Source organism: Staphylococcus sp. AtHG25, from assembly GCF_003217445.1.
In the GTDB taxonomy this organism is placed as follows: Bacteria; Bacillota; Bacilli; order Staphylococcales; family Staphylococcaceae; genus Staphylococcus; species Staphylococcus haemolyticus.
The window spans coordinates 2,000-25,403 of the sequence record NZ_QJSN01000015.1 but is presented as its reverse complement, the minus strand read 5'-3'; the positions used below and the strand labels follow the sequence as shown (position 1 = coordinate 25,403).

23 protein-coding genes are annotated in these 23,404 nt (G+C 33.6%); 5 read left to right on the top strand and 18 right to left on the bottom strand.

Annotation, left to right across the window (positions count from 1 at the left end; all coding sequences use genetic code 11):
* Positions 1–26 precede the first annotated feature (26 nt).
* The 4 genes from BDW31_RS10250 to BDW31_RS10235 all read right to left on the bottom strand — a co-directional run bounded on the left by BDW31_RS10250 (position 27) and on the right by BDW31_RS10235 (position 3,071).
* Entirely contained in the window at positions 27–1,505 is a 1,479-nt protein-coding gene (locus BDW31_RS10250; RefSeq protein ID WP_011276663.1) for an APC family permease, read from the bottom strand.
* A 126-nt stretch (positions 1,506–1,631) separates the two neighbouring features.
* Complete coding sequence (locus BDW31_RS10245; protein WP_160380486.1) at positions 1,632–2,000, bottom strand: DUF423 domain-containing protein; 369 nt, start codon at positions 1,998–2,000, stop codon at positions 1,632–1,634.
* Between the two features lie 27 nt (positions 2,001–2,027).
* On the bottom strand, positions 2,028–2,411 hold the full coding sequence (locus tag BDW31_RS10240; RefSeq protein ID WP_011276665.1) for a DUF5327 family protein: 384 nt from the start codon (positions 2,409–2,411) through the stop codon (positions 2,028–2,030).
* Complete coding sequence (locus tag BDW31_RS10235; protein ID WP_011276666.1) at positions 2,412–3,071, bottom strand: uracil-DNA glycosylase; 660 nt, start codon at positions 3,069–3,071, stop codon at positions 2,412–2,414. It abuts the gene before it with no gap.
* A 141-nt stretch (positions 3,072–3,212) separates the two neighbouring features.
* On the opposite strand from BDW31_RS10235, the gene thiD reads away from it, so the two are divergent.
* A complete protein-coding gene (gene thiD, locus BDW31_RS10230; RefSeq protein WP_053026379.1) occupies positions 3,213–4,043 on the top strand; it encodes a bifunctional hydroxymethylpyrimidine kinase/phosphomethylpyrimidine kinase in 831 nt (276 codons plus the stop codon).
* Between the two features lie 859 nt (positions 4,044–4,902).
* The gene (gene vraX, locus BDW31_RS12530) at positions 4,903–5,064 is read left to right on the top strand and encodes a C1q-binding complement inhibitor VraX (protein WP_016931404.1); all 162 of its coding nucleotides are present in this window, start codon (positions 4,903–4,905) and stop codon (positions 5,062–5,064) included.
* Positions 5,065–5,356: 292 nt separating this feature from the next.
* On the opposite strand, the gene BDW31_RS10225 is transcribed toward vraX, so the two are convergent.
* From BDW31_RS10225 to hxlA, 12 genes are all read right to left on the bottom strand, one after another.
* Positions 5,357–5,635, bottom strand: coding sequence for a hypothetical protein (locus BDW31_RS10225; RefSeq protein WP_002488040.1), 279 nt, complete (start codon positions 5,633–5,635; stop codon positions 5,357–5,359).
* Positions 5,636–5,973: 338 nt separating this feature from the next.
* Positions 5,974–7,119: a thiolase family protein gene (locus BDW31_RS10215; RefSeq protein ID WP_069723781.1), complete on the bottom strand. Its 1,146-nt coding sequence runs from the start codon at positions 7,117–7,119 to the stop codon at positions 5,974–5,976.
* Positions 7,116–8,501: an AMP-binding protein gene (locus BDW31_RS10210; protein ID WP_110709617.1), complete on the bottom strand. Its 1,386-nt coding sequence runs from the start codon at positions 8,499–8,501 to the stop codon at positions 7,116–7,118. The genes BDW31_RS10215 and BDW31_RS10210 overlap by 4 nt, the downstream gene beginning before the upstream one ends.
* A 119-nt stretch (positions 8,502–8,620) precedes the next feature.
* Positions 8,621–11,911 carry a CapA family protein gene (locus BDW31_RS10205; protein ID WP_019834872.1) on the bottom strand — a complete coding sequence of 1,097 codons (3,291 nt, stop codon included), beginning with the start codon at positions 11,909–11,911 and terminating at the stop codon, positions 8,621–8,623.
* A gap of 557 nt (positions 11,912–12,468) precedes the next feature.
* The gene (locus tag BDW31_RS12960; protein WP_353956384.1) at positions 12,469–12,663 is read right to left on the bottom strand and encodes a hypothetical protein; all 195 of its coding nucleotides are present in this window, start codon (positions 12,661–12,663) and stop codon (positions 12,469–12,471) included.
* 44 nt (positions 12,664–12,707) lie between these two features.
* The gene (locus tag BDW31_RS10195) at positions 12,708–13,487 is read right to left on the bottom strand and encodes a hypothetical protein (protein WP_053026382.1); all 780 of its coding nucleotides are present in this window, start codon (positions 13,485–13,487) and stop codon (positions 12,708–12,710) included.
* A complete protein-coding gene (locus BDW31_RS12785) occupies positions 13,436–14,242 on the bottom strand; it encodes a hypothetical protein (RefSeq protein ID WP_240557274.1) in 807 nt (268 codons plus the stop codon). Before BDW31_RS12785 ends, BDW31_RS10195 begins: the two co-directional genes overlap by 52 nt.
* 77 nt (positions 14,243–14,319) lie before the next feature.
* Complete coding sequence (locus BDW31_RS10180) at positions 14,320–14,538, bottom strand: hypothetical protein (protein WP_053026383.1); 219 nt, start codon at positions 14,536–14,538, stop codon at positions 14,320–14,322.
* Positions 14,539–14,550: 12 nt separating this feature from the next.
* On the bottom strand, positions 14,551–14,925 hold the full coding sequence (locus BDW31_RS10175; protein WP_131566080.1) for a hypothetical protein: 375 nt from the start codon (positions 14,923–14,925) through the stop codon (positions 14,551–14,553).
* 99 nt (positions 14,926–15,024) lie between these two features.
* Entirely contained in the window at positions 15,025–15,225 is a 201-nt protein-coding gene (locus tag BDW31_RS10170; protein ID WP_053026385.1) for a hypothetical protein, read from the bottom strand.
* 240 nt (positions 15,226–15,465) lie between these two features.
* On the bottom strand, positions 15,466–16,014 hold the full coding sequence (gene hxlB / locus BDW31_RS10165; protein WP_066032103.1) for a 6-phospho-3-hexuloisomerase: 549 nt from the start codon (positions 16,012–16,014) through the stop codon (positions 15,466–15,468).
* A 1-nt stretch (position 16,015) separates the two neighbouring features.
* Positions 16,016–16,648, bottom strand: a complete 633-nt coding sequence (gene hxlA, locus BDW31_RS10160) for a 3-hexulose-6-phosphate synthase (RefSeq protein ID WP_019834869.1) — start codon at positions 16,646–16,648, stop codon at positions 16,016–16,018.
* Between the two features lie 185 nt (positions 16,649–16,833).
* Between hxlA and BDW31_RS10155 the strand changes: the two genes are divergently transcribed.
* The 3 genes from BDW31_RS10155 to folE2 are packed head-to-tail and all read left to right on the top strand — an operon-like array spanning position 16,834 to position 18,781.
* Positions 16,834–17,196: a YojF family protein gene (locus BDW31_RS10155; RefSeq protein ID WP_002488035.1), complete on the top strand. Its 363-nt coding sequence runs from the start codon at positions 16,834–16,836 to the stop codon at positions 17,194–17,196.
* Between the two features lie 13 nt (positions 17,197–17,209).
* Complete coding sequence (gene bshB2, locus BDW31_RS10150) at positions 17,210–17,875, top strand: bacillithiol biosynthesis deacetylase BshB2 (RefSeq protein WP_066032102.1); 666 nt, start codon at positions 17,210–17,212, stop codon at positions 17,873–17,875.
* Between the two features lie 27 nt (positions 17,876–17,902).
* Positions 17,903–18,781 carry a GTP cyclohydrolase FolE2 gene (gene folE2, locus BDW31_RS10145; protein WP_019834867.1) on the top strand — a complete coding sequence of 293 codons (879 nt, stop codon included), beginning with the start codon at positions 17,903–17,905 and terminating at the stop codon, positions 18,779–18,781.
* A gap of 52 nt (positions 18,782–18,833) precedes the next feature.
* Here folE2 and BDW31_RS10140 read toward each other — a convergent pair whose 3' ends face one another.
* Entirely contained in the window at positions 18,834–20,450 is a 1,617-nt protein-coding gene (locus tag BDW31_RS10140; protein WP_053026388.1) for a hypothetical protein, read from the bottom strand.
* A 124-nt stretch (positions 20,451–20,574) separates the two neighbouring features.
* Positions 20,575–23,404, bottom strand: a 2,830-nt coding sequence (locus BDW31_RS12780; protein ID WP_181414824.1) for an E domain-containing protein, incomplete at its 5' end; no start/stop codon positions are given.

Sequence of the window (23,404 nt, the reverse complement as noted above, 5' to 3'; positions counted from 1 at the left end):
TAGAGCCCGCGCTTTTTAAAGTTAAACTATTTATAAGTATCATCTACCATATCTTCAACTTCTTTTTCAGAACGATTTAAAATTAATCGACTTAATTCATCATTATCCATTCGCTTCAATTTAGGATAACGGATAACGAAGAAAATCAGTCCAATTACTAACCATCCACCTAAAGCAATATATGACGGCATTGAGAGCGATGCTGGTGATCCAGGCACTAACAATAACAGAAGGAAAATAAATGATACAATCGAACCAAAAATGGCAAATGTCTTATAAACAGGTCCGTACGTATTACTTTCTTTATTAAAACTGAACAACTTAGCTGCAGATAAACATGTAATAAAATAAGCAATTGATACGCCAGTTGATGACATATCAACAATCCATGTTAATGCAGTACGACCTAACCAAGGCGCAATTAATGTAACAGCTACTAAAAAGATAATTGCTACATACGGTGTTTTATATTTAGAATGCAATTTACTAAACGCAGTTGGCATAATGCCTGAACGACCCATCGAGAATAACAATCGACTTGCACTCATTAAAAATCCATTTAAACCTGTAAATATACCCATAATAATTGCTATGGCTAATACACCTAAACCAATATAACCGAATGCTGACTGTGTTTCAGCACCTGTTACCCATAAGTTACCATTTAAACTTGCATTATTAGTACTTAACCAACCTGCGTATAAAATCATTACGACATACGTCAGTGACGCTGCCAACAAACTATACACTATCAATTTAAATGTCTTATTAGGTGAAAAGTTAAATTCTTCTGCAGTTTGAGGAATGTTGTCAAAGCCAACATACGCCCAAGGCGCTACTGCCACAATCATAATTATAGATGTGAACCAACCTGATTTAGGATTAGCTAATGGTTGTAAATTCTCAAATGCAAAATTATTTCCAAAGAACGAACCGAAAAACATAAGCAACACAACAATAACCATAGCTACGCAAAAGTAATATTGCAATGAACCTGATACACTTGCACCACGGATTGCTACTAGCATAAAGACAAGCAATAATACAGTGGCAATAATGATTTCAGTTATATAAACGTCCCATCCTGCAATCGTGTATAACTTCCCATTATTCAACAAATCTGGAAGTAGGAATTTTACTAATAAACTAAATGCCGTTGCATTAAGTGCAACAACACATACATAACCAAATGTTAAAAACCATGATGAGAAAAAACTAACGTATCTACCAAAACTTAAGTAACTAAATGCAAAGGCGCCACCTGAAACTGGAAATTTTTCTACCAAGGCCCCATAACTTACTGCAATGAGTATCATTAATAATGCACCAATTACGATACCTATAGAAGCAGCAATTGGACCAGATTGCTTAATCCAATCTCCAGGTAAAATAAAAGCACCCCAACCTATACATGAGCCATAAGCAATAGCCCAAACAAACTTTTCAGAGAGGTTCTGTTTCAAATCGCCTCTATCTATATCCTGATTTTGATTATTTTTACTCATAAAATAAACTCACCTCAAGTATGCTATATACCCAAAAGGTGAGTTGTTTAATCTATACTATTGGCACAATATAAGTGCTTTACAATTTTAAATAAAACTAATAAATTTGATAAATTATGTTAAAATTTATCCTACAAATTTAAATGTAGAGATAATAAGCATTAACCAACCCGCGATGAATAATAAACCACCAATTGGCGTAATCGCTCCTAAGATACGGATTTGTGTTAAAGCTAATATATATAACGAACCACTAAAAAACACCACACCTAGGAAGAGGAGCCAACCTGCCCAATTCACATTAATAGATGTTGTACCACTAATAACACCAATAATGATTAATCCTAATCCATGGTACATTTGATAATTCACTGCTTTTTCCCATACTGACATATATTTGTCCGATAGTTTACCTTCAAGACCATGTGCACCAAATGCCCCAGTACCAACTGACATCATTGTACATAGCGCACCTAGTATTATAAATAATTTCATCATATACATTCATTCTCCTCATTCAGTTTAAAAATCAAATATTGATTCTCCATTACCAATTTCATCATCCGTTACCATTGTATTAGATGGCAAACTATTATTCTGTGACGATTTCATTGAATCTGGAACTTTTCCACCCATCGCCTCAATTTCTGCAGCAGTCACTTTGGATTTACCTTGTAACGATGATATGTTTGAACTTTGATTTACTTTTGAAAATGACGTAGCCACAGTATTTGTGAAATCCTGACCTTGTGATTTTGATGACGCTGTCTTACTTTCGTTATTAGCATATATCGATGTTAATGTATGAATCGCATACATATGTTTTTCGAATTGTTGCTCGTTAGTGGCTTCATCAGCTTGCACTAACTCATGTTCAATTAGTTGAATCACTTGCGCTCTATTCATTTAATCCTCCCCATTCTCGCACCAATTGATAGGTGATTTACCTTTAGATACTAAATAATCATTAGTTTTAGAATATGGTTTAGAACCAAAGAACCCACGATAAGCCGATAACGGACTTGGATGTGGCGATTTAATAATATAGTGTTTTGATGTATCAATTAATTTAATTTTCTGTTGTGCAGGCTTACCCCATAATATGAATACAACATCATCACGATATTTCGAAATAGCTTGGATCACTTCATCTGTAAATGTTTCCCATCCAATATCCTTATGCGAGTGTGCTTGTCCTTGTCGAACCGTCAGAACAGTATTTAATAACAAGACACCTTCACGAGCCCAATCTTGTAAATGTGGTGATGTCCGATGACACCCGATATCATCTTCCAATTCCTGATACATATTTCTCAAAGAAGGTGGAAATTTAGCACTAGGTTGCACAGAAAACGCTAAACCATGAGCTTGATTCGGTCCATGATAAGGGTCTTGACCTAATATAACCACTTTCACATCTTCAAAAGGTGTTAAATCAAAGGCTTGATAAATATTGTCTCTATCTGGATAAATGGTTTGTGTTGTATATTCTTTTTCTAAAAAATCGTGCATCTCTTTGAAATCGTGTCGTTCCGTTATATCATGAAATATTTCTGACCATTCCATCGTTTTCACCTCACTTCTATTTTAACATAGGACCCCTCTGGAACGTGATATAAATCGCCTTACCATCTTCATGCTAGAACAATAGTTGAGTTACATGATATGATAAATAAAGATGTAAATAATTGACAGGAGTGATAATACATGGCATTAAAAAAAGTATTAACAATTGCCGGTTCTGATACAAGTGCTGGGGCAGGTATGCAAGCCGACCTTAAAACATTTCAAGAACTAAACACTTACGGTATGGTAGCTTTAACAGCTGTTGTAACAATGGATAAAGAAACTTGGTCCCATGATGTGACACCACTTCCAATGGATGTATTCGAAAAACAATTAGAAACAGTCATTTCAATTGGTCCAGATGCTGTTAAAACTGGCATGCTAGGTACTCAAGAAATCATTAAACGTGCTGGAGAAGCATTTGAAGAGTCAGGCGCACAATATTTCGTAGTAGATCCTGTTATGGTATGTAAGGGTGAAGATGAAGTACTTAACCCAGGAAATACTGATGCAATGATTGAATATTTATTACCAAAAGCAACTGTTGTGACACCTAACTTATTTGAAGCAGGCCAACTTTCTGGTTTAGGTAAATTAACTTCAATCGAAAACATGAAGAAAGCAGCAGACATCATCTTTAATCAAGGCGCTCAAAACGTCATTATTAAAGGTGGTAAAGCGTTAGATCAAGATAAATCTTACGACTTATACTATGACGGTAATACGTTCTACCAATTAACAACAGATATGTTCCAACAAAGCTACAACCACGGTGCCGGTTGTACATTCGCAGCCGCTACAACAGCATACTTAGCTAATGGTAAATCACCTAAAGAAGCTGTTATTAGTGCCAAAGCATTTGTGGCATCAGCAATTAAAAATGGTTGGAAAATGAATGACTTTGTAGGCCCAGTTGATCACGGCGCATACAACCGCGTAGAACACATCGACGTCGACGTCAAAGAAGTTTAAAGAAGTACTGCATTTTTGAAAAAAATGCTAGTACTTCTTATGCAAAAGACACTAGTCTTTTGTAATCCTTAATTAGATTTCATTGTCCTTCCCCGACGCCCCAACTCGCGTTCATCGTTGACTTTCTTTTTGAAAGTCTCTTTGTCGGGGCCCCAGCATTAGAGTTGAAAGAAGCTAATCAGCGCACTTTCAATTCAATCAGCTACTGTCTGTACTGCATTTTTGAAAAAAATGCTAGTACTTCTTATGCAAAAGACACTAGTCTTTTGTAATCCTTAATTAGATTTCATTGTCCTTCCCCGACGCCCCAACTCGCGTTCATCGTTGACTTTCTTTTTGAAAGTCTCTTTGTCGGGGCCCTAGCATTAGAGTTGAAAGAAGCTCATCAGCGCACTTTCAATTCAATCAGCTACTGTCTGTACTGCATTTTTGAAAAAAATGCTAGTACTTCTTATGCAAAAGACACTAGTCTTTTGTAGTCCTTAATTAGACGTCATTGTCCTTCCCCGACACCCCAACTCGCGTTGATCGTTGACTTTCTTTTTGAAAGTCTCTTTGTCGGGGCCCCAGCATTAGAGTTGAAAGAAACTCATCAGCATACTTTCAATTCAATCAGCTACTGTCTGTACTGCATTTTTAAAGAAATATAAGCACTTCTAAAGCTTTTAATCTTGTGTATGATAGTTTGGTCACACTAGGATTAAAAGCTTTTCTTATATCTTCATTATCTTCTAGGTATTTAGTCGTAGTATGCTCTACACAGTCCGTTGCAGTAAAAGTTAGTACCATAGACTCATGTTTTTTATAATCAAATCCATTACTATATTAAGTGTAGAGAGACAAAGGAGGAATTAACAACATGATTATCTACAAGCAAAATATAGAAAACGGTATCCCAATATACGAAATCATTACAAAGACCTTCAAGACGATTACGGTAAAATTCGATGAAACGTTTAGTAAAAATGACATCTATAAATTTCTCTCTCTACTAGAAAGTGACGTTGATAACATGAATTAAGTTATTCATCACATTTCAAAAATTAAAAAGTGTTTTTCGTAATTGAATACGAAAACAAACGAATATTTCAAAATCTTTTTTAAAGTTAAGATGCCCCTAATACTCAAAACTTTAAAAAGTCATTAATTATTCAAAAGCTCACCCTAATAAAATAGCGTTAATGTTAGCCAAGAATGTCCCCTTTTGGAAACTTAGAGAGAAACTTTAAGTTATACTAACATTAATGCTATATCTTTATAATATTGTTTCTTTTTTAACACCTATGATGGGTTATCAACGATTAAATAAATAATTATAAATCAGTATGATTACTTTTTTTAGTAATAACTATTTTTTCTTCACCATTTAAACCAAAGACGTTTATTTCATTATGACTCACTTTTTTGAAGGTCACTTCTTCATCTATATCTATAGTCCTTTTATACTTAACATTAAATTGTGTCCACTCTATTTGAAAATACGCTAATACACAATCCACTACCAGTTGACCAGGAACAATGGTTGAATGAAGCTCATTTTTATCATTAACAAGTCGAAGGTAATGACTTACTTTATCATGACTAAACTTCATCATTTACCTCCTTTTTTATAAACGTTTGCCTAATAAATATACATTGTCTATTATCTTTATATATTTTTAACTCGTAGATATATTGGATATATGTTTTAAACTTTTTCGTACTTTTATGTGTTAAGTACGCCTCGTATTTTAGCCTACATTTTAATGGTTCAAATTCTTCACATGTTGTTCGCACAAGAAGAATATGTTCTTGTTCAAACTTTTGAAACAACTTAAATTTTGGCCAGACGTTTGCACACATGAGTAAAGGCACCACACCTTTATACGTTCTTTCAACTACTTCGCAATACGCTCTTACTTCTTGTTCATTAAAATATATTTCTATTTTCTCACAAGCTCCATCGTTCGAAGAGTATCGCATTCCCCATTCCTCCTCCAATCCCCATCGTAGCAACTCCCCGCTTCCAATGTGTCATATTTAATAACCTAGTGATTAACGCTACGCCACTTGCGCTATAAGGATGACCAGACGCAATGGCTCCACCCCACTGATTGACTTGATTAATATTTAATTTTAACTCTTGAATTGAAGCTAAAACTTGTGAACTAAATGCCTCATTAAGTTCTATTGCATCAATGTCACTTATTTTTAAATTTTGTTTTTTAAGTAATTTTGTTACGGCAGGCACTGGTCCAATACCGAGTCGTTTCGGATTGACACCTATTGTCACTGCATCTGTAAACATCATTCCCTCTGATATTCCGTATTGTAATGCCGTTTCTTGATTCATAACGAGTGCAAGCGCAGCGCCGTCATTTTTCATGCAACTATTTCCAACCGTTACTGTTCCGTTAGCTAGTATAGGACGTAATCGATTTAATCGTTGTTCAGTAAGTGTTGGCTTAATACTTTCATCTTTATCAAATAAATGACCTTTGATGTTTAAAGGTACGATTTCATCACTTATACTTCCATTCTCATAATATTGATGTGTGAGATGATGACTACGTATCGCAAAGGCATCTTGTTGTTTACGCGTAATATGATAATATTGCGCAACATTTTCAGCCGCCTCTATCATACTTGGATCTTGACCTTTTGGTGCAAAAGAGGCACGCTCATAAAATTCTGGTAATTGGGTATCATACACTGATTGAGGGCGTTTAATCTTCCAAGGAGCACGACTTGTACTTTCTACTCCTCCAGCTATATAAATATGACCTGCACCCGCTTGAATCATTCGACATGCATATATAATACTTTCTAACCCTGAGCCACATTGACGGTCCATTGTAACACCTGGAATGCTCTCAGCTAGACCTGCTTCTAATAAGGCTTTACGGGCAATATTTCCACCATTGCCTACGATATTTCCAATCACTACATCATCTATATGAGGTATTATTTTAGGAAAAATTGAATTCATTTCTTCAAATAAGGGCATGAGTAATGTTTCGGGTTCTAAATGTTTCAATTTCCCACCGTATTTGCCAAAAGGTGTACGCTTCGCCCATACAATAACCGGTTGGTTCATAATTTAAAGTCTCCTTTTACATAGGCAGTACACATCTTATTTCGAGCAACTTTGCCACTTTGGGTATATTTCATCCTGTCTACTTTTATCAATTTGGAAGGTACATCATATCGTGATAGAACTTTCATAATATGTTGTCGCACAGTTTGGTACTTAAGTTCTATCGATCCTGTATATAGTAAAACCGCTATTTCACCAAAACGTGGATGCGGTTCTCCTATAACAATTACTTCTTCTACTCCATCAATATTTTTTATCATTTGTTCAATAACTTGAGGATAAACATTTTTACCTCCAATAATTAATCGTTCATTTTGACGACTTACTAAATACAATTGATTATCTTTTATATAAGCGTAATCACCTGTTTTAATCCATGTTTCAGGTAATATGACAGATTGATTTACATACCCAGAGAATATCATATTACTTTTTACATTTAATAACCCTATATGATTATTGTCTTTTTCCTCTAAACCAATCGTTACATTTTGAAATATGTATCCCACTGAATCAACAGAAGCTTTACGGTTAATGTTATAACTAATAAAACTTGCTTCTGACGTTCCAAAAAATTCAATAATATTAGCATGCTGAAATGTTTCGGCTATACGCTTAAACAACGAAGAAGAAAGTTTCGCGCCACTACTTAAAATAGTTGTTAAATGTAGGTGATCGTGATTTATTTTTGTTATTGCATGTAGCATTGTTGGAACGAGAAATAATGCGCTATTTGTTGTTTGTTGTTTCATTTTGCTAACGAGCTTAGTCGCATTAAAACGGGTTTGTCCAATAAATGTTCTCCCTGTATATAACGCATAAATACAAGTGTATAAAGACAATGAATGTGCAAGTGGTCCCGGTGCTACAAGTATGTTTTCTTTATGACGAAGTAGCTTTTCATTTTCTTTGTATGACGCAAGCCAAGATGGCTCATTTCGATAATATGCTTTAGGTAACCCTGTTGTCCCAGATGTAAAACCAATATGTAATAGTTGATGGACTTGTGACTGCTCATTTAAATATGTTGGATATGTTTCAGAAGACTTTGTCTTTGTCAGTCTATGCTGTTCATCAATAAGATAGTCAATATGATACGTTTCAATCAGTTGATGAATTGTTACTTCAGACCATTGGTCATCTAGAAAACATGGAATACTTCCTTGTTCTAATATTGCAAAATAATTCAACATATTATGTAAAGGACTTTTACTTAACAATCCTACTCGGGACCCTTTCGGTAAATGCATGAAGACTGATTTTAATTGCTGTATTTCTGTATAAAGTTGTTGATATGTCAATACATCTTCTTCGAATGATAGTGCAATCATATCTGGTTGTTCTATTGAATAGTGATTTAATTTATTTAGTATTTCTAACATATGACCCTCTCTAAATGTTAACTGGATTAATTATTATATTAACATTATATGAAAAATAACACATAAAAAAATCACTCTAACTATTAGTTCTTTTAACTAATAATTAGAGTGTTGTTTCATCAAAGCGGTATATCGTAATAATAATGTTGGTCATAACCTTTTTTAATAGTTTCAATTGAACCGTATTGTTTAAGCATTTGACTACAATGTTTAAACTCATCTTCAGTTAAAAAACGTGGTTGCCAAAATGTTTCTTTATTATTGCTATAAATTGGATAAAGTTTCAAGGATAAGTCATTTTCAGGAGTGATAGTAAGACGTGCAATAAAACTGTATGGAGGTACAAAACGTTGATCATATTCTCCATTACTATTGAATATTCCGTTGCCGATACTATACACTACAGTAGTTCCATTAATTTTCTCAATACTTTGCATCATATGTGCACCGTGACCAATAATTAAATCTGCTCCCGCTTCTTCTAATAACTGTGCATATTCCCGTTGTTTTATCTGAACTTTACTAAAGTCGACACCCCAGTGAGCAATGACAATCACTTTAGCACCTTCTTCTTTCACTTTAGAAATTTGCTTATACAAAGAAGGATTAATACAAGCAACACCGGGTTTATTTCCTATTGCATAAAAATCGTATTCTCTATACATAGGACGTCGATACCAATATGCATTAAATATTGTATATTTTTGACCATTATAGTTAAGTACAAAAGGCTTTTCTGCTTCTTCTTGAGTATTTCCAGCACCTATTGTATATAGGTTCTCTGCTTCAAACTGTTTAATTGTTCGGTTTAATCCTTCTACGTTACAGTCCATTAAATGATTATTAGCAAGCGTGGCTAAATGAATATATTCTTTTTTTAAAGCACGAGCTGTTTCTTCCTCAGAAGCATGTAAAACATAAGGTTTACGTTGTCTTAAATAAGCATTATCATCATCAGAAATCGCTGCCTCGAAATTACATATATTAAAATCTCCTGTTTTTAAGAAATCACGAATACCATCAAAACTGTAATGTCGACCTTTAGATGTTAATGCATCATCGATATCTTTTGCTTGGCGTTTTTTAGTGTAATACTCACCAAAATAAGTATCCCCGATAATGTTCATTTCAAATGGTGATTTACGTTTCTTACGAATCGAATCACGTTTAGTATGTTTAGGATTTCCCTGTATAACTTGCATAATTGAATTATAAATTAATTCATCTCTATGAAACGCATCTTTAGCACCTAACACGACTGTAATATATTCTTCACCATTTATTTTAGACAATACTGTACCGATAGAGTGATCTTGACCGTAGAAGAAACCATGCGTAATCATTCCATAATTAAACAAATTAGATTCAGATTTATAAAACTTATCTTTGAACACATAATTATTTTTTGTTAGCATATCTTTAATAAAAGGATATTTATTAAATAATAATTTACTTGCTAAATATAAATCATTCAAACTTAATTCTTGTATCTTATTACTTATTCTTCTTCCCGTTATATTCAGTGCACTTCTCGGATTTGCTCCTATTTCTTTAGTAGTTTCTTTTATATATTTCAAACTACCACTATTACTTCCTATAACTGTATTTGCTAGCATTAAAATAGCATTCGGCGAGGCAGTAACAATAGCTGAAGTCAATAGTTGATTTAAAGTAATTTCATCTTTTTCATTTAATGGAATTGACCTTGGCTTTTTACTTTCTCTAATTGCTTGTTTGTCAGGCTTATATATATCACTAAGTGATAATTTTTTTGAGAAAATTAAATCAAGAACATGATGAATAATTAAAATACCACCTAATCCTTGGTTTTGAATTACATCTTGATTCCCGATATAAGCAACTTTCTCATTTGTTTTTACACTAAAAGTTGCTACTCCGTAACCTTTACTAGAACCTTTATGTGCATTAACTTTATGGGTAGTATTTGAATTAGCATATAAAATGAGATGTTTTTTTACATTTTTAAAATTACTATTTCTTACTGATCCTTTAATTAATATTAAATCATCATCTTCTATAATATTAGCAACTTCGTATGCTAGTAGCTCTGCACTTTCATAATATCCACCTATCATACGTTTAGGTAATTTTTTCATAGTATACTTCATTTCTTTACCATGCCCATAAACTAAATCAATATTTGAATTAATTAGTTCTTCCGCAATAAGCTCATGTTGGCGTTTTGCTTCTTTTTCATTCTTATCTAATCCAATTATTCTACCTAAAATCGCAATAGTTTTACCTTTATAAAAACGAGATTTAGTTTTTAAAACTTTAATACCTTCAAGCATTGATATTCCCATTGCATTCCATGAATCATTAATTAACGTATATGTAACACTATTATTTTTTTTGTAATGCTCAAAATTTTGTACACCATTGTTAGGTTGATAATTTTCTAATTTATACATAATACTTTCAAGTGGGATATCTAATAATTTTATTATCGTCAAAACACCAATAATATTCTCAATCATTGCTTTACCAGATAGAAAAGTGTTAAATGATACTGGTTCACCTAATATAGAAGCTTCAACATGAGTATAGTCTTTATACTCCTCAAACCTTTCAATAATCGAGTCTGACTCATTATTAAAACCATAAGTCACTATATTCTTATTATATTTTTCTATCGTACTTTTAACAGTGAAATATTCATTCATATCTCTATTTAATATTACTTTCCCATTATGATGCATACCTTCAGCGATTTTAGACTTTAGAATAGCTGTTTCATATGGTGTTTTATTTTGTCCACCATCTATTGACGTTATTAATGCTAAATCTGGAATATATGTTTTTGCTATTCCTCCGCTTTTCATCCATAAACTCGATATTGCCATTTCAAGAACTAAATAATCAGGGTTGTTAATCGCATTAGCAACCGTAAGAGGCACTCCAGTTCTTGTATTATGATTCCCTCTAGTGGAATTAACTGTATGATTCACTTCTAACAATTCATTTAGTAAAGTTTTACATGTAGATTTACCAGCGGTACCAGTAATTCCTATCATTTTTCCTTTAAATAAGGAAAATGAAAATTCCCCTAGTTTTTTTATTGCACTATAGGTATCTTTCATAATAAATTGTGGAATATCTTCATCTAAATATTCAATCGGTCTACTGGCTATTACGCCACTCATAAAATATTTGTATTCTTCTAAATTGTTATGTGTATCTTCCCATCCAGCATAAACGCCAGTATTTCCAGATCCTTTATGCCATGTTTCTGAATCAATAGCTATAAATAAAGTTTTATAACCTTTTTGACAATATTTCATCATTTGTTGTTTATTAATATCTATATTATCAACGTACCACTCTTCTTTTGGTTCTCGATACCAGTAACCTTCTAGTAATTGTTCAATTCGTTCTTTATCATAAATCATAAGTTCTCTCCTCTCTAAATTTTATAATTTATTTATATAAAAATATTAAAATAGTATTGATTGTCATGTTCATAGATATATTAGGTAACATTCCGTATTTTTTCAGTAGAGTATAACAATGATTAAATCTTTTTTGTCAACAAATCTTGGTTGGCATAGTGTTGCATGATTATTCGTATAAATCGGATAAAGTTTCAATTCAATTGTATGATTAGGATTCACATTAACTTGCGTTATTAAACTATACGGAGGTTGTATAGTTTCTCTTGTATCATCATCACTATTAAAGATACACACACCTATATCATAAAGCACTGTTGTTTGGTTTATTTATTCAATACCTTTCATATCACGACCACCATGTCCAATGATAATATCTGCGCCTGCTTTACTTAATCTTTGAGCAAGAATATGTTGTCTTATATCATTTTCATTAGTCTGGGTTTTTACTCCTCAATGAGCAATAACGATGATTTTGGTTGTTTCATCTTCTCGTTTTGCTATGCTCATCCGCTCATAGATAAATGAATTTAAACATGCAATACCATTCTCATTTATTATAGCATAACGACTAAAAAACAATAATTATCAGACTGATAAAAGTGCGCATTAAAAATCATATACCTTTGATTATTAACATAAATAACGAATGGGTTTTCAGCATCAATCTGTTTATTTTTTGAACTAATATTATAGATATCATATGCTTCTAATAACTCTAACGTACAATCTAATTTTTCTTCACTATCCAGTATATGTGGACTTGCTAATGAAACTAAATCAATATCCTCTTGTTTTAATATTTCAAGCGTATTTTTTCATTAGAATATCTTACATCTTTTAAACGCTGCTCTAAGCATGTGTTTTCAATATTAAATATTGGTGTTTCTAACATACATATATTGAAGTCCGCTCCTTCTAGTAATGGTCTAATCTCCTTAAAACTATGCGATGGAGTCCCATGTATTAAAAAGTTATTTAAGCTTTCATCATTTGTACGATTCACATATGAATCAGTAAAATAAGTATCGTCTAATAAATTTATTTTATAAGTCGATTTTCTTATTTTTCTAATATTTTCTAATTTTGTTTTTTGAATATCAGAATTCATTATTTTAGATAATGTTTGATATATCATAGCATCTCTATGGAATGCACTTCTAATTCCTAAAGCAACAGTAATATAGGTTTCTCCATTAATTTTTGAACGAACAATACCAATAGAATCATTGACACCATAGAATAATCCATGCGTAATTAATCCATAATCATATAAATTACTTTTTGTTCTATATGTGCCATTTTTAAATGTATAACTAGAAAGAGATAGTATATCTCTTACAGCTGGATAATTCGTAAACAATAAGTTACCTATCATAAACAAGTTATCTAAAGTTAATTTTTGAAGTCTACCTTCTACTGGTTCACCAGTAATATTTTCTGCAATAGAACTGTTTATACCTAAATCATTTACTATGCTTTTAACCATTTTCACTAGACCTAATACACTATTTGCCAACATAATTAATGCATTAGAAGCGTCATTAATGATTGCTGCTGATAAAAGGTGTTCCAAAGTAACTTCGTCATTTTTTTAAGAGGAATAGCATTTTTTAGTTGGCTTGCAGTAATTGCTTCATTATCTGGATCTGGTGTGAAGGTTTGACTTCGGTTTAATTTTTCAGTAAATAATAAGTTTAATACACGATGTATAATTAATAAATTACCTGCACTTTGATTTTGAGTCACATATTGATTACCATATTGAGCAACCTTTTCTCCTGTTTTCATATTAAAAGTCGCTGCACCATATCCCTCACTAGGAGGCATAACATCTTTAATATTTAAAGGTTCAATAGGCTGTGTCGCATATTTAATAATTAAATCTTGTAATAATGACCATTCTTTTGAAGACTCATTACCTTTAATTAAAATATTATCCTCATTTTTTAAAATAGCCGCTGTTACTTGTGCCAATTGATTAACAGATGTATATACCCCTACTACTTTTATTTCAGGCAAATATTTTAAGCAGTATGACATTTCCTCCCCAAATCCAATGACTAAATCAATATCAGATTGAAGTATTTCTTCTGCTAATACTTGATATTGACTCTCTTCATTTTCCATAGTTAGTCCGGAAATACCCCCAATAATGACAATAGTTCTCCCATTTGAAATAATACGTTGTTTATGTAACATGCTTAATAAATCAACCATTCCCTCTATAGTTGGTAGAGCATCGCTGTCTACAATATTATAAATATCTCCATTAAATGCGTTGTACTGAGTAGCTTGTTGATGATCTTCTAATGGTATAAAATTTTTCAAATGATTTACTACCATATAAAGAGGTATATGTAATATTTTTAGAGTGGCAAGCCCACTAAGTATGTACCGTAAATTATCTAGACCGTTAGTTTAGTTTGAAAATCTAAATTTTCTCCTATAATCTTTGCTTTAATTTGTGAATATTCTCCTAACTGCCTATTTCTCATAATAAAAACATCTGAATTAGGAATAATTCCATAAGTAATTTTATTTAATTTTAATCTTTCTATTTTAGAATAAATTTTTTCAACACCCTCACTATCACCATCTAAAACAACAATGCTATCAACAAACATATTTTCAAGGAGTCAAGTGTATAATTCTACATTATTATCTATTGTTTGATTTTTTGTTTCTTCTATAGAAGAAATAATAGAAATATCTGGAATATACTTATCAAATTGCTGTGGATTTGATATTAATGCACGATTGCTTGCATTAGAAATAATATACTCTGTGTGTTCAGATGTACTTGCTAAAGCTATTAACATGTTAAGACTTACAAGCTCTTTTTTCTTAATTACTATTTGATTCTTATTTTTTAATAGTAGTTCTTCAAATAATGCATTAATCACATAAATGCCCTTATTATTCGTACCAACAGTAGCGATTAAAGTAGCATCAGACGTATCATATGAAGTAAGTACTAATTTATTTAGTGCATCATAAGTATCTTGTACCACGAATTGAAGAATGTCTTCATTAAGCTGAGGAATTGGAGTTTTTACGATAATACCTGAAATATATGGCAAAACATGTAAAATGGTATTATGCGTATCACTCTAATCTTCTGTATCTTTGATATGCGTATTCCAAGTATCATTATCTATTGCAATAAATAATAATTGTCGTTGATGACGATAATCTTCACGTGCTTGATCATAACTTGCTACAACATTATTAACTTGCCAGCTTTCTGAAGGTTCATTCACCCAATGACCTTCTAATATCTCCTCAATACGCTTTTTATTAAACACCATCATAAAATTCCTACCTTATAAAATTAAAATGTGTCATTAATATTTAATGTAATTGGTATATTTTAACATAATATGTATTATGCATCTTAATCATTAAATTATTACATTTTTACAATTCCATAATTCACTATTTATTATATATCTTTTTTTATTGTATATATATTTATGGTTGATTTTATTAAAATGATACACAAAAATAGGGATTTCTAAATTAGAAATCCCTACTCTCTTAATCATACTAATTTATTCTAAATTAGCATGATTGTCTTGCATTGCTTCTTCATTAATATTAAAGGCATCCATTAATCCAATCACGACACTATCTAAAAAGATGAGTGAAGATTGTTCAAATAGACTACCTAACGGCTGTTCAGAGCCTTCTGCTTCATGTTTAGTTCCTGCAGGTAAAGCAATCACTGTATCAGCGACATCGCCAATTTTAGATTCTTTTTTAGTTGTTATTAAAGCAATTTTAGCACCAACTGAATGTGCCTTTTCAGCCAATAATCTTAGGTGTTCTGTTGATCCAGAACCGGAAATAATCATTAATAAATCATGCTCTTTAATAGATGGCGTTGTTGCTTCACCTATTGCAGATGCATCTTTTCCTAGTTGGTTCAAACGCATTGCAAAGCTATTAGCAACATATCCAGAGCGACCTTTACCAGCTGTAAAGATACGAGATGCGCCAACAACTTCATTTGCAAAACGTCCATAATCATTATCATCTAGATGAGATAACGTATGATTAATCTCTTCTAATATTAAATGGTAATTATTAAAAGTTGGCATTTTATTTACCTTCAATCGCTTCACGACATTGTTTAGCTGCTTCTACAGGATCATCTGCGTTAGCAATACCGCCACCAACAATAACTAAGTCAGGTTCTTCTGCTACAATGTCTTTAATTGTTTCAGGTTTAATACCACCAGCTACGGCTACTTTAGAATTTTTAATGACTGATTTAACTGTACGTAAGCTTTCTAATGGAGATTGTCCTTCAGCTTGTAAATCATAACCAGTATGAACAGCGATATAATCAGCGCCCATTTCATCTAATTCTTTCGCACGTTTTTCTAAATCTTGTACAGCAATCATATCAACTAACAATTGTTTACCATGTTTATGTGCTTCTTCAACCGCACCTTTAATTGAAGCATCTTCTGCAACACCTAAGATAGTCACAACATCTGCGCCAAATTTAATAGCTTGGCTTACTTCATAGTCTGCTGCATCCATAATTTTTAAATCAGCTAACACTTTCGCATTATTGATATTTTCATTTAAATGTTGAACAGCTGGTAATCCTTCATTAATAACGATAGGTGTACCAATTTCTACGATATCCACATATTCTTCAACTTTTTTAGCTAATTTTGCTGCTTCTTCTTTATTTAATAAATCGATTGCTAATTGTAATTCCATTACAAACATCCTTTCGTATCATATTCATAGTAGTATAGATACCCGTGTTAAATATTTTTAAACATTTAAATCACTTCGAATTATTTTCCTTCATTTATAAATAAATTGAGCATAGATATACAATTCAGTCGTTCTTTTTAGTAAAATAGATAGATACACACATTGTATGGTTGCAAGGAGTGAACGTGTTGGAACCCATTAAAGCTGAAGAAGTACAACGATTATTAACTACATTTGAAAACAAACCTGTCTATTTGCATGTTGAAACGACGAATGGTGCATATGCTAACCATTTTGATCAACGTGTGTTTAATGCAGGTACGTTTTTACGAAATATACAAGTCACATATGAACATGCGCAACTAAAGGGCGGAGACAAAGATCCATTTCGTGTTGGATTGAAACTTCGTGATGGCGGTTGGGTATATGTGCAAGGCCTGACTCACTATGAAATCAATGATAATAATGAATTTTTAATAGCTGGATTTAATTACGAAGGACAATTGGCTGCAACGATTGAAATCAGTGAACAGCCATTCACAGTATAGAGGAGGAAGATTCATGAAAGATGAAAGACATGTACTAATGATATTTCCACATCCCGATGATGAAACCTTCTCATCTGCTGGGACAATCGCAAGTTATATCGAAAACGGGGTGCCTGTCACTTATGCCTGTCTCACATTAGGACAAATGGGACGTAATTTAGGCAATCCCCCTTTTGCTACAAGAGAGTCACTACCTTATATTCGCGAAAAAGAATTAGAAGATGCTATGAAAGTGATTGGTATTACTGATTTACGTAAAATGGGTTTAAGAGATAAAACAGTAGAATTTGAGCCACATGAGCAAATGGATGATATGGTAAAAACATTGATTGAGGAGACAAATCCATCAGTGATTATTTCATTTTATCCAAAATTTGCTGTACATCCAGACCATGAAGCAACAGCTGAAGCTGTCGTAAGAACAGTAGGACGTATGCCTAAAGAAGAGCGTCCAAGACTTCAACTCGTAGCATTCAGTAATGATGCACCGGATATTTTAGGAGAACCTGATATATTAAATGACATTAGTCAATATAAAGAGATTAAATTAAAGGCGTTTGAAGCTCATAAATCTCAAACAGGTCCTTTCTTAAAACAATTAGCTAGCCCTGAAGTTGACGGAGAAACACAAAGTTTTCTAGAAGTCGAACCTTATTGGACGTATCGTTTCGACAATTAAAATAATTAGAGGAGGTACAATAAACGAATGACTGAATTTGATTTATCTACTCGAGAAGGTCGCTGGAAACATTTTGGTTCAGTAGACCCTATCAAAGGTACAAAACCTACAACTAAAAATGAAATGACTGACTTACAAAGTACACATAAAAACTTCTTGTTTGAAATTGAAGAAGTGGGTATTAAAAATTTAGTATATCCTGTTAAAATTGATCAATTTCAAACAGCAGGTACATTTAGTTTCTCAACAAGCTTAAATAAAGATGAAAAAGGTATTAACATGAGTCGTATCTTAGAAAGTGTTGAGAAACATTATAATAATGGTTTAGAACTTGATTTCGATACACTATATCAAGTATTACGTACATTACAAGACAATATGAAACAAAATGCTGCGGGGGTAGACGTTTCAGGTAAATGGTTCTTTGATCGTTATAGTCCTGTAACTCATATCAAAGCAGTAGGTAATGCTGATGTTACTTACGGTTTAGCAATTCATAAAGATCAAGTAACGCGTAAAGAACTTACCATCACAGCTACTGTAACGACACTTTGTCCTTGCTCTAAAGAAATTAGCGAATACTCTGCTCATAATCAACGCGGTGTTGTAACAGTAAAAGTGTATTTAGATAAAAATTCTGAAATGATAGATGATTACAAAGAAAAGATTTTAGATGCAATGGAAGCAAATGCAAGCTCTATTCTTTATCCAATTTTAAAACGTCCAGATGAAAAACGCGTAACAGAACGTGCATATGAAAATCCACGTTTCGTTGAAGATTTAATTCGTTTAATTGCTGCAGATTTAGTAGATTTTGACTGGATTGATGGCTTTGACATTGAATGTCGAAACGAAGAATCCATTCACCAACACGATGCTTTCGCAAGACTAAAATATAGAAAATAAATAATACCCCTTATATTTAGTGTATGTGTTCACTAAATATAAGGGGTATATTTTATTTTTTAAAAGCTTTTTGAAATTGAACATAACCTGAAACATAATGTTCAATATCATCAATTCTGACTCGATATCCATGATGTTTGATAAAGAAACTACCCAAAATACGACTTGGATTTTTAAAATACATTGCTACTTCTGGATAGAAAAATCCAACACGTTGATACTCTGCCCTTGTATAAATCACATCAATCAGTCGTTGCTCATCTATTAAATGATGAACGATATGTTCGAAACCTGTTGCCTTAGCTTTCTGTATTAATTTATAAGTTGCCATTAACATTTCCAAGAATGTTGGGAAAGTAGTTTCCCGATTTTTAATATAATCTAGATACGTATTCACATTTTTTATTCCAAATTCAAAATATTTTTCTTGAGGGTTAATTTGAACTAATTCATTTGTACAATAACCTAACCAGTGATCATGATATTGCCAATATTTTTTTTCAATGAAACGATCCATTAAATTTTCTACAGTTTTCAACCATAAATCATTTTTATCTCTTTGATATAGTCTCAACAAAGCAAGAGCTGCTTCGCCATCATAATAAATGATTCTGAATTTTTCTTTAACACTTAAATCAGGATAATTCAATAAGTGCGTCGTTTCATATGTATCTTCATCAATCATTGAAAGAATACCGTTCGCTACTTTTTGAGCAGCTTCAAGATATTTAGGGTTATTCTCATATTTCAAATATTCACATACAGCGAATATAAATGAAGCATTTTGTCCCAATTTAATTTCATTAGTGTCTTCCGTATCATCATAGACATACGCTTTATCTTCAACTTCAAGTAATTGATTTGAAATAACATAATCAATTGCTTTTTCAACAGGTTGCAAACTTTCACCTAAATATGCTAGTCCCTCTATTAAGGCATATGTAGAAGATGAATGTCTTAGTATATTATAGAACCCAATTTCATTATCAAAATGTGGGAAATACCCATAAATATATTTACCATTATCTAACAACATATTTTGTAAGAAATGAGTGCTGCTTTCAATTAATTGATCAATTTCACTCTCCAAATGAGCTACTTTTCTTAAACCTTTTCTATAACCATTGTCGTATAGTTCATATACTTCTTCATTATCTATAAAGAAGCCTTGTGTATAAAATTTAACAACTTCTTTTCCGTTATAAAATTCACTTGAAAACGCCTTTTTGTTAGTCGTGTATTTACGTAAATAATTATTAATATTTTTATCAGAAAGAAATAGTTCTTTAGTTGTATTATCTGGTCGAATAAAAGCATTCGCATTAATTTCTTCAGGTAAAACGACTAAATTCCATAGACTATCAAATGCGATACCAAAATCCACATAATTTCGTCGTGTATTAATCAACGCTTTTTTCAATTCATTAAATTGAACCTTTTCAGTGGATGTAACAATATCTAATTTAATCCATTCTGGAAACTGACCTGTTTTCTTTTTAAATTTAAGTGCTAATTTCGAAATATTTTGTTTAAGATAATTCGTTTTTTTGAATAGTTTAACTTGGGCTTTGATATTAGGGGCACCCAAACTTAAAAAAACATAATTATTAATTTTCGTTTTATTATTTACTTTAGTTAATAATTTTTCTAGTTTATATTCAAATTCCATAGTTTCCTCCTTATTTATAACTATTTATCTTATTTCTATCAATCCATATCATAGTATTTAAAATAAAACCAGGCCATGAAGGGCCTGGTTTTAAATTTCATTGTGTAAATATGAAGTCTAACTATTATTTTTCTTCATTATTTTCGTTTTTACGACGTCTGCCAACTAAGAGTAATCCTCCAAGTGCAGCAAATAATGAACCAAATAATGTGCCATTATTTTGATCATTATTACCAGTATTAGGTAATTCGTTATTATTTGATTTATCTGCTTTGTTATTATGACCTTTGTCTGCATCTGCATCTGCATCTGAGTCAGCATCTGCATCTGAGTCAGCATCTGCATCTGAATCAGCGTCTGCATCTGAATCTGCATCTGCGTCTGCATCTGAGTCAGCGTCTGCATCTGAGTCAGCGTCTGCATCTGAGTCAGCGTCTGCATCTGCATCTGCATCTGAGTCAGCGTCTGCATCTGAATCTGCATCTGCATCTGAATCTGCATCTGAATCAGCATCTGAATCAGCATCTGAATCTGCGTCTGCATCTGAATCTGCGTCTGCATCTGAGTCAGCGTCTGCATCTGAATCAGCATCTGCATCTGAATCAGCGTCTGCATCTGAATCTGCGTCTGCATCTGAGTCAGCGTCTGCATCTGAGTCAGCATCTGCATCTGAATCTGCATCTGAGTCAGCATCTGCATCTGAATCAGCGTCTGCATCTGAATCTGCGTCTGCATCTGAGTCAGCGTCTGCATCTGAATCTGCGTCTGCATCTGAGTCAGCGTCTGCATCTGAGTCAGCGTCTGCATCTGAATCTGCGTCTGCATCTGAATCTGCGTCTGCATCTGAATCTGCGTCTGCATCTGCGTCTGCATCTGAGTCAGCGTCTGCATCTGAGTCAGCGTCTGCATCTGAATCTGCATCTGAGTCAGCGTCTGCATCTGAGTCAGCATCTGCATCTGAATCAGCGTCTGCATCTGAGTCAGCATCTGCATCTGAATCAGCGTCTGCATCTGAGTCTGCATCTGAGTCTGCATCTGAGTCAGCATCTGCATCTGAATCAGCATCTGCATCTGAGTCAGCGTCTGCATCTGAATCTGAATCAGCGTCTGCATCTGAGTCAGCATCTGCATCTGAATCAGCATCTGCATCTGCATCTGAATCAGCATCTGCATCTGAATCAGCATCTGCATCTGAGTCAGCATCTGCATCTGAATCAGCATCTGAATCAGCATCTGCATCTGAATCTGCGTCTGCATCTGAATCAGCGTCTGCATCTGAGTCTGCATCTGCATCTGAGTCTGCATCTGAATCTGAGTCAGCGTCTGCATCTGAATCAGCATCTGCATCTGAGTCAGCGTCTGCATCTGAGTCTGCATCTGCATCTGAGTCTGCATCTGAATCTGCGTCTGCATCTGAATCTGAATCTGCGTCTGCATCTGAGTCAGCGTCTGCATCTGAATCTGCATCTGCATCTGAGTCAGCGTCTGCATCTGAATCTGCATCTGAGTCAGCGTCTGCATCTGAGTCAGCGTCTGCATCTGAGTCAGCATCTGCATCTGAATCAGCGTCTGCATCTGAATCAGCGTCTGCATCTGAATCTGCATCTGCATCTGAATCTGCGTCTGCATCTGAGTCAGCGTCTGCATCTGAGTCAGCATCTGCATCTGAGTCTGCATCTGAATCAGCGTCTGCATCTGAGTCAGCGTCTGCATCTGCATCTGCATCTGAATCTGAATCTGAATCAGCATCTGAGTCAGCGTCTGCATCTGAATCTGCATCTGCGTCTGCATCTGAGTCTGCATCTGAGTCAGCGTCTGCATCTGAGTCAGCGTCTGCATCTGCATCTGCGTCTGCATCTGAATCAGCATCTGCATCTGCGTCAGCGTCTGCATCTGAATCAGCATCTGCATCTGCGTCAGCGTCTGCGTCTGGACCATACTCAATTATTTCATCAATTGGTTCTTTTGTGATTTCTTCTGTTGGTTCACCTTCGCCTACTTTTTCTCCTGTTAATGGATTTTTCGTAGTTGGTGTTGTAATTGTTTTTTCTCCATTTTCACCTTTTTGTACGACTTCTTCTGTACCAGGTGCTAAATCTGGATTAAATTTACGTTTTGTTTCATACGGAATCTCTTCTTTATCTACAATCGGATTGCCATCGACTGGACCGTATTTTGTTACGTCATCCACCGGAGGTGTTACCTCTTCTTTTGTATCTGGATTTTTAACTCCAGGTTTACCAGGAATTTCTTCTACGCTATCTTTAGGTGCTTCTGGATCGAATACATCTTTATGGCCTTGTGGTACTTCTTCGCCACCATAATGTACGATTTCATCCACTGCTTCTTTTGTGATTTCTTCTGTTGGTGTACCTTTATCCACTATTTCGTTTGTTAATGGATTTTTCGTTGTTGGTGTTGTGATTGTTTTTTCTCCATTTTCACCTTTTTGTACAACTTTCTCTGTACCAGGCGCTAGATCTTTATCAAATTCACGTTTTGTTTCATACGGAATCTCTTCTTTATCTACAATCGGATCGCCATCGACTGGACCGTATTTTGTTACGCCATCCACTGGAGGTGTTACAGTTTCTCCTGTTTCTGGATTTTTGATACCTGGTTTACCTGGTACATCCTCTTTGCTACCTTTCGGTGCGTTTGGATCAAATTCATCTTTATGGCCTGGTTTAATTTCTTCGCCACCATAATGTACGATTTCATCCACTGCTTCTTTTGTGATTTCTTCTGTTGGTGTACCTTTATCCACTATTTCGTTTGTTAATGGATTTTTCGTTGTTGGTGTTGTGATTGTTTTTTCTCCATTTTCACCTTTTTGTACAACTTTCTCTGTACCAGGCGCTAGATCTTTATCAAATTCACGTTTTGTTTCATACGGAATCTCTTCTTTATCTACAATCGGATCGCCATCGACTGGACCGTATTTTGTTACGTCA

What these genes read in the sequence shown, in the direction of transcription:
- BDW31_RS10215 (WP_069723781.1), bottom strand. Translation starts at nt 7,119, where the DNA reads ATGAACCAACCGGTTATTGTATGGGCGAAGCGTACACCTTTTGGCAAA.
- hxlB (WP_066032103.1), bottom strand. Translation starts at nt 16,014, where the DNA reads ATGCCAACTTTTAATAATTACCATTTAATATTAGAAGAGATTAATCAT.
- bshB2 (WP_066032102.1), top strand. Translation starts at nt 17,210, where the DNA reads ATGAAAGATGAAAGACATGTACTAATGATATTTCCACATCCCGATGAT.
- BDW31_RS10250 (WP_011276663.1), bottom strand. Translation starts at nt 1,505, where the DNA reads ATGAGTAAAAATAATCAAAATCAGGATATAGATAGAGGCGATTTGAAA.
- BDW31_RS10205 (WP_019834872.1), bottom strand. Translation starts at nt 11,911, where the DNA reads ATGATTTATGATAAAGAACGAATTGAACAATTACTAGAAGGTTACTGG.
- hxlA (WP_019834869.1), bottom strand. Translation starts at nt 16,648, where the DNA reads ATGGAATTACAATTAGCAATCGATTTATTAAATAAAGAAGAAGCAGCA.
- thiD (WP_053026379.1), top strand. Translation starts at nt 3,213, where the DNA reads ATGGCATTAAAAAAAGTATTAACAATTGCCGGTTCTGATACAAGTGCT.
- BDW31_RS10180 (WP_053026383.1), bottom strand. Translation starts at nt 14,538, where the DNA reads ATGTTTGTTGATAGCATTGTTGTTTTAGATGGTGATAGTGAGGGTGTT.
- BDW31_RS10245 (WP_160380486.1), bottom strand. Translation starts at nt 2,000, where the DNA reads ATGAAATTATTTATAATACTAGGTGCGCTATGTACAATGATGTCAGTT.
- folE2 (WP_019834867.1), top strand. Translation starts at nt 17,903, where the DNA reads ATGACTGAATTTGATTTATCTACTCGAGAAGGTCGCTGGAAACATTTT.
- BDW31_RS10140 (WP_053026388.1), bottom strand. Translation starts at nt 20,450, where the DNA reads ATGGAATTTGAATATAAACTAGAAAAATTATTAACTAAAGTAAATAAT.
- BDW31_RS10235 (WP_011276666.1), bottom strand. Translation starts at nt 3,071, where the DNA reads ATGGAATGGTCAGAAATATTTCATGATATAACGGAACGACACGATTTC.
- BDW31_RS10210 (WP_110709617.1), bottom strand. Translation starts at nt 8,501, where the DNA reads ATGTTAGAAATACTAAATAAATTAAATCACTATTCAATAGAACAACCA.
- BDW31_RS10170 (WP_053026385.1), bottom strand. Translation starts at nt 15,225, where the DNA reads ATGATGGTGTTTAATAAAAAGCGTATTGAGGAGATATTAGAAGGTCAT.
- BDW31_RS10240 (WP_011276665.1), bottom strand. Translation starts at nt 2,411, where the DNA reads ATGAATAGAGCGCAAGTGATTCAACTAATTGAACATGAGTTAGTGCAA.
- BDW31_RS10225 (WP_002488040.1), bottom strand. Translation starts at nt 5,635, where the DNA reads ATGAAGTTTAGTCATGATAAAGTAAGTCATTACCTTCGACTTGTTAAT.
- vraX (WP_016931404.1), top strand. Translation starts at nt 4,903, where the DNA reads ATGATTATCTACAAGCAAAATATAGAAAACGGTATCCCAATATACGAA.